Here is a 4,233-nt window from a genome sequence, read left to right as displayed (position 1 = left end):
AGCGACGGCGGGATCGATTGGGATGGTTTAGGTCAGGCGGTTAAAAACAACACCCGTATGGTCTTAATTCAGCGTTCCTGCGGCTATGCTTGGAGATCGTCTCTAGCGATCGCGGACATCGAACGGATCGTGCAGATCGTCAAGCGTCAAAACCCCGAGACGATTTGCTTTGTGGACAATTGCTATGGTGAATTTGTCGAAGATCGCGAACCGCCTGCCGTGGGTGCCGATCTGATTGCTGGCTCGTTAATTAAAAATCCTGGCGGGACGATCGCCACAGGCGGCGGCTATGTCGCAGGACGAGCGGATTTGGTCGAAGCAGCAGCATGTCGGCTCACGGCTCCGGGCATCGGCTCCTCTGGCGGCGCAACTTTCGACCAAAATCGCTTGTTATTTCAAGGTTTATTTCTCGCGCCCCAAATGGTCGGCGAAGCGATGAAGGGCAATCACTTGACCGCCTACGTCTTCGATAAGTTGGGCTATCCCGTCAATCCGTTACCTTTGGCACCGCGTCGCGATGTGATTCAAGCGATTAAATTCGGTTCGCGCGCCAAGCTGATTGCCTTTTGTCGATCGATCCAGCAAAATTCCCCGATCGATGCCTATGTCGATCCCGTACCTGGCAATCTCCACGGCTATGAGAGCGAGTTAATTATGGCCGGTGGGACATTTATCGATGGCAGTACGTCGGAATTTTCGGCTGATGGCCCCCTGCGCGAACCCTACACCGCTTTTTGTCAGGGTGGCACCCACTGGACGCATATCTCGATCGCCCTGGAAGCAGCAGTAGCAGCAATTGAAGCGATCGATAACTAAAAAATTTAGGGGTGAGGAATTAGCTTAATTCCTCACCCCTAAAGCCTAAAGCCTAAAGCCTAAAACCTCAAGCCTACATCGTTGGCGGTAAATCCGAAGTACAATGACCGCACTTGCTGGCGGCGATCGGAATTGTCGATAGGCAGTACGAACACTCTTTCGTGTCTGCTGCGTCCATCTTTTCCTCTTTCCGTTTGAATTTGGCCATCGCTCTAACCATCATGAAGATGACGAGTGCAACGACGAGAAAGGTGATGATATTGGACAGAAACAAGCCTAACTTGGCTGCACCAACTACCCACCCTTCTAAGTCCTTAGCCCCGCTGGCTTTGATTACTGGTTCGAGAATTGCTGGCGTAATTACATCCTTGATTAAGGACTCGACTACTTTGCCAAAAGCTCCACCCATGACTACGGCGATCGCCAAGTCAAAAATATTACCTTTGATCACAAAGTCTTGAAAGTCTTTAATAAATCCGGTTGCTGCCGTTCTAGAAGATCTCATTGTCATAAGTTTTAGCTGTTCCTATCTCGATCTTAAATAAATAGTGGTTTGGAAGATTATTATATCTTAGTTGGTCGAAAACTCGATCTTTTTTAAGCAATCGATTTGACTGACATTATTAACTGTTGTAAATGTTGCAAATAGTATTCGATCGCTACCTAGACTGATATATACCAGACCGATTTAGGTAGCAATTTCTAGCACGATCGACGCTGAATAAATATGATGAAACAGCTCGTTAGCTCGATTGAAATCAGCCAAATTTTCTCGCCAAGCATGTAAATAATTGTCAATGACTGGCACTAAAATAGTGCGGCTCGCTTGAAGCTGATGGCAATACAGATTGACAAGATCGAAATCGCCCCTACCGTCACAGATAAGATCCATAGCCAGTTCGAGAGTTTTTTAATGGTGGCAACACCCTGACGATGACGAGCTTGGAGATCGTCACAGATCGCTAGCAGTTCGCGATCGCGGACATTCAATGCGCTGTCCAATTGTCGCTCGATTTGGGTGGGAATAGACCTGTCGATCTGTGCCACTTCAGCCCGTAGCTGAGATATCATCGCGCGATCGTCATCGATCTGGTTGGCGATTTGGGTTAAGTGCGAGCGCAGCAGATCGGCTTTTTCGATCGTTTCGACAGTTAAAGCATAGAACTGCTCCTTTTCTGATTGGATCGATTGGGAAAGTTCGCCAAAACCTCGCTCGATCTGAGAAATTTTGGATTCCAGCGTTTGGGATTTTTGGACAACCCGATCGTGCATTACTGTTAAGCGATCTTCCAAACTATCGATCTCGGTGAGTTTTGCGCTCATCTCCATCGTTTGCAACCGATCGGCACCGATCGTTTGCGCTAAACTCTCAACTGACTCTTGATACTGGCGTAATTTAGCCGCCGAACGATCGCGATCGTCAGCAACTTCGCGCTGGAGCGATTGTAGCTCGGCATCAAAAGCTGCGCGTTCGGCAGCAACACGTTCGCCAAGGGTTGCTGTCACCGTATTGCTGGCAGTAAGTAAGTTCTGACGGGCGGTTTCGAGTCGAACGCTCAGTTCTCGAATCTGCTCGTAGCCGCCAACCCGATCTAGTGTAGCCACGATCTCCAGGCGAATGCGATCGAATGCGTCGAGCAGTTCGCGGACGATTTCCACCTGACTTTTGCTATATAGTGCTAACTGTTGAGTGTGAAACTTGATTTGCTTGACTTCTTGAGTATGGGCATCGACGCGATCGATTTGAGCTTGATTGCGCCGATTTAATAGTTGCAGTATGGTTTGAGCCGCCGTAAGTTGCGATCGCGCATCGTTTAGCTCTTGGAGCAACTGTTGACTGTGGGTGACAGGTTCGACTGTCGAGATCCGGGATGGAATCCGATCGATAGAATTAACAGTAACGGCAGATCCTGACTGCGGGGGCTGTGGCGTGGCTATTTGTAAAGATCCGAGTAACAAATCGAGTTCGACATTTACGTCTGCATGTGAGCGATCGAGCGGCAAGGGATCTCGATCGAGATTAGCTAATTCCGATAAGGTAGCATCTGTACCGAGCGATTGGTTGGCTGTTTCGGGGATGGCGGAAATTGAGGCTAGGGCGTCCCGCAGCCATTGACGTTCTGGATCGGGATAGCGGACTGGTGTTGATGAAGGCGCGACTTGTGGAAGATTTGCTGACACTTCAGCTGTGACGGATAGATCTCCAGTTGGCACGGCAGCATCGCTATCGAGGGAGGATGATGCTTGTCGAGCGATTTCGGCATCTGTATCCCTCCGATTGTCAAATAAATTATTGTCGCCTAGATCGTTAACTGCGTTACTCAAGCAACATACCTCCTAAAATTGGTTAGCAATATTATGTGCCATCTAATTTGGTATGCCACAAATCAGTTAAGTCGCTCAACATTATATCTGTTGGCTCGATCGTTCTAAATGGACTTTATGCTGAAAATAAGCGCATTAATTTACATCTAGCTACTTGTGGCGATCGCGTGCCTGAGGTGTGTTGTTAACCAGAATACTCGTCGATCGATCGATTTGATGCCTCGAACTATCCCCATGCTCCTGGCTTTGAACCAACTCTTGGCCGATTGCCTTGGCACGCGGCGATCTCGATCTCGACTCCGCGCCCGTCCCGCAAACCCTTATAATAAAGGGCAATAATCAACATTATTTAATATAGGTAACGATCGTGACTGCTACTATCCAATCGCCCGCTACAGCGCGTCGGGTTGTATTTCCATTCACTGCTATCGTGGGGCAGGAGGAAATGAAATTAGCTCTGTTATTGAATGTCATCGACCCCTTTATTGGTGGTGTGATGATCATGGGCGATCGCGGTACGGGCAAATCAACTACGATTCGAGCACTAGCCGATCTGTTACCGGAGATTGATGTCGTTGCTGGCGATCCTTTCAACAGCCATCCCAGCGACCCCGATCTGATGAGCGAGGAGCTGCGTCAAGAATTTTTAACCACACATGCCACGTTTCCCGTCGCTACTAAGAAAGTACCGATGGTCGATTTACCGCTTGGAGCTACTGAAGATCGCGTCTGCGGCACGATCGATATTGAGAAGGCATTAGCCGAGGGTGTCAAAGCCTTTGAACCCGGACTGCTCGCCAAAGCCAATCGCGGTATCCTCTATGTCGATGAGGTCAATCTCCTTGACGATCACCTTGTCGATGTCTTGCTCGATTCAGCAGCTTCGGGCTGGAATACCGTCGAACGCGAAGGGATCTCGATCCGGCACCCCGCCCGCTTTGTCTTGGTTGGTTCTGGCAACCCTGAAGAAGGTGAGCTACGCCCCCAGTTACTCGACAGATTTGGGATGCACGCCGAAATCCGTACTGTCAAAGAGCCAGCACTCCGCGTCCAAATTGTCGAACAACGCTCGGATTTCGATCTCAATCCCCA

4 protein-coding genes are annotated in these 4,233 nt (G+C 49.3%); 2 read left to right on the top strand and 2 right to left on the bottom strand.

Annotation, left to right across the window (positions count from 1 at the left end; genetic code table 11):
- On the top strand, positions 1-816 hold an 816-nt coding region (locus RMO84_RS17685), incomplete at its 5' end, for a methionine gamma-lyase family protein (RefSeq protein ID WP_310489753.1).
- A 73-nt stretch (positions 817-889) separates the two neighbouring features.
- Here RMO84_RS17685 and mscL read toward each other — a convergent pair.
- Complete coding sequence (gene mscL, locus RMO84_RS17680; protein WP_310489752.1) at positions 890-1,327, bottom strand: large conductance mechanosensitive channel protein MscL; 438 nt, start codon at positions 1,325-1,327, stop codon at positions 890-892.
- Between the two features lie 296 nt (positions 1,328-1,623).
- Positions 1,624-3,141 carry a hypothetical protein gene (locus RMO84_RS17675; RefSeq protein ID WP_310489751.1) on the bottom strand — a complete coding sequence of 506 codons (1,518 nt, stop codon included), beginning with the start codon at positions 3,139-3,141 and terminating at the stop codon, positions 1,624-1,626.
- 367 nt (positions 3,142-3,508) lie between these two features.
- On the opposite strand from RMO84_RS17675, the gene RMO84_RS17670 reads away from it, so the two are divergent.
- A partial coding sequence (locus RMO84_RS17670) for an ATP-binding protein (RefSeq protein ID WP_310489750.1) occupies positions 3,509-4,233 on the top strand: 725 nt, incomplete at its 3' end.

Origin of the sequence: Chamaesiphon sp. VAR_69_metabat_338 (assembly GCF_031423935.1) — a bacterium.
GTDB lineage: Bacteria > Cyanobacteriota > Cyanobacteriia > Cyanobacteriales > Chamaesiphonaceae > Chamaesiphon.
This window is presented reverse-complemented; position numbering and strand designations above follow the sequence as displayed.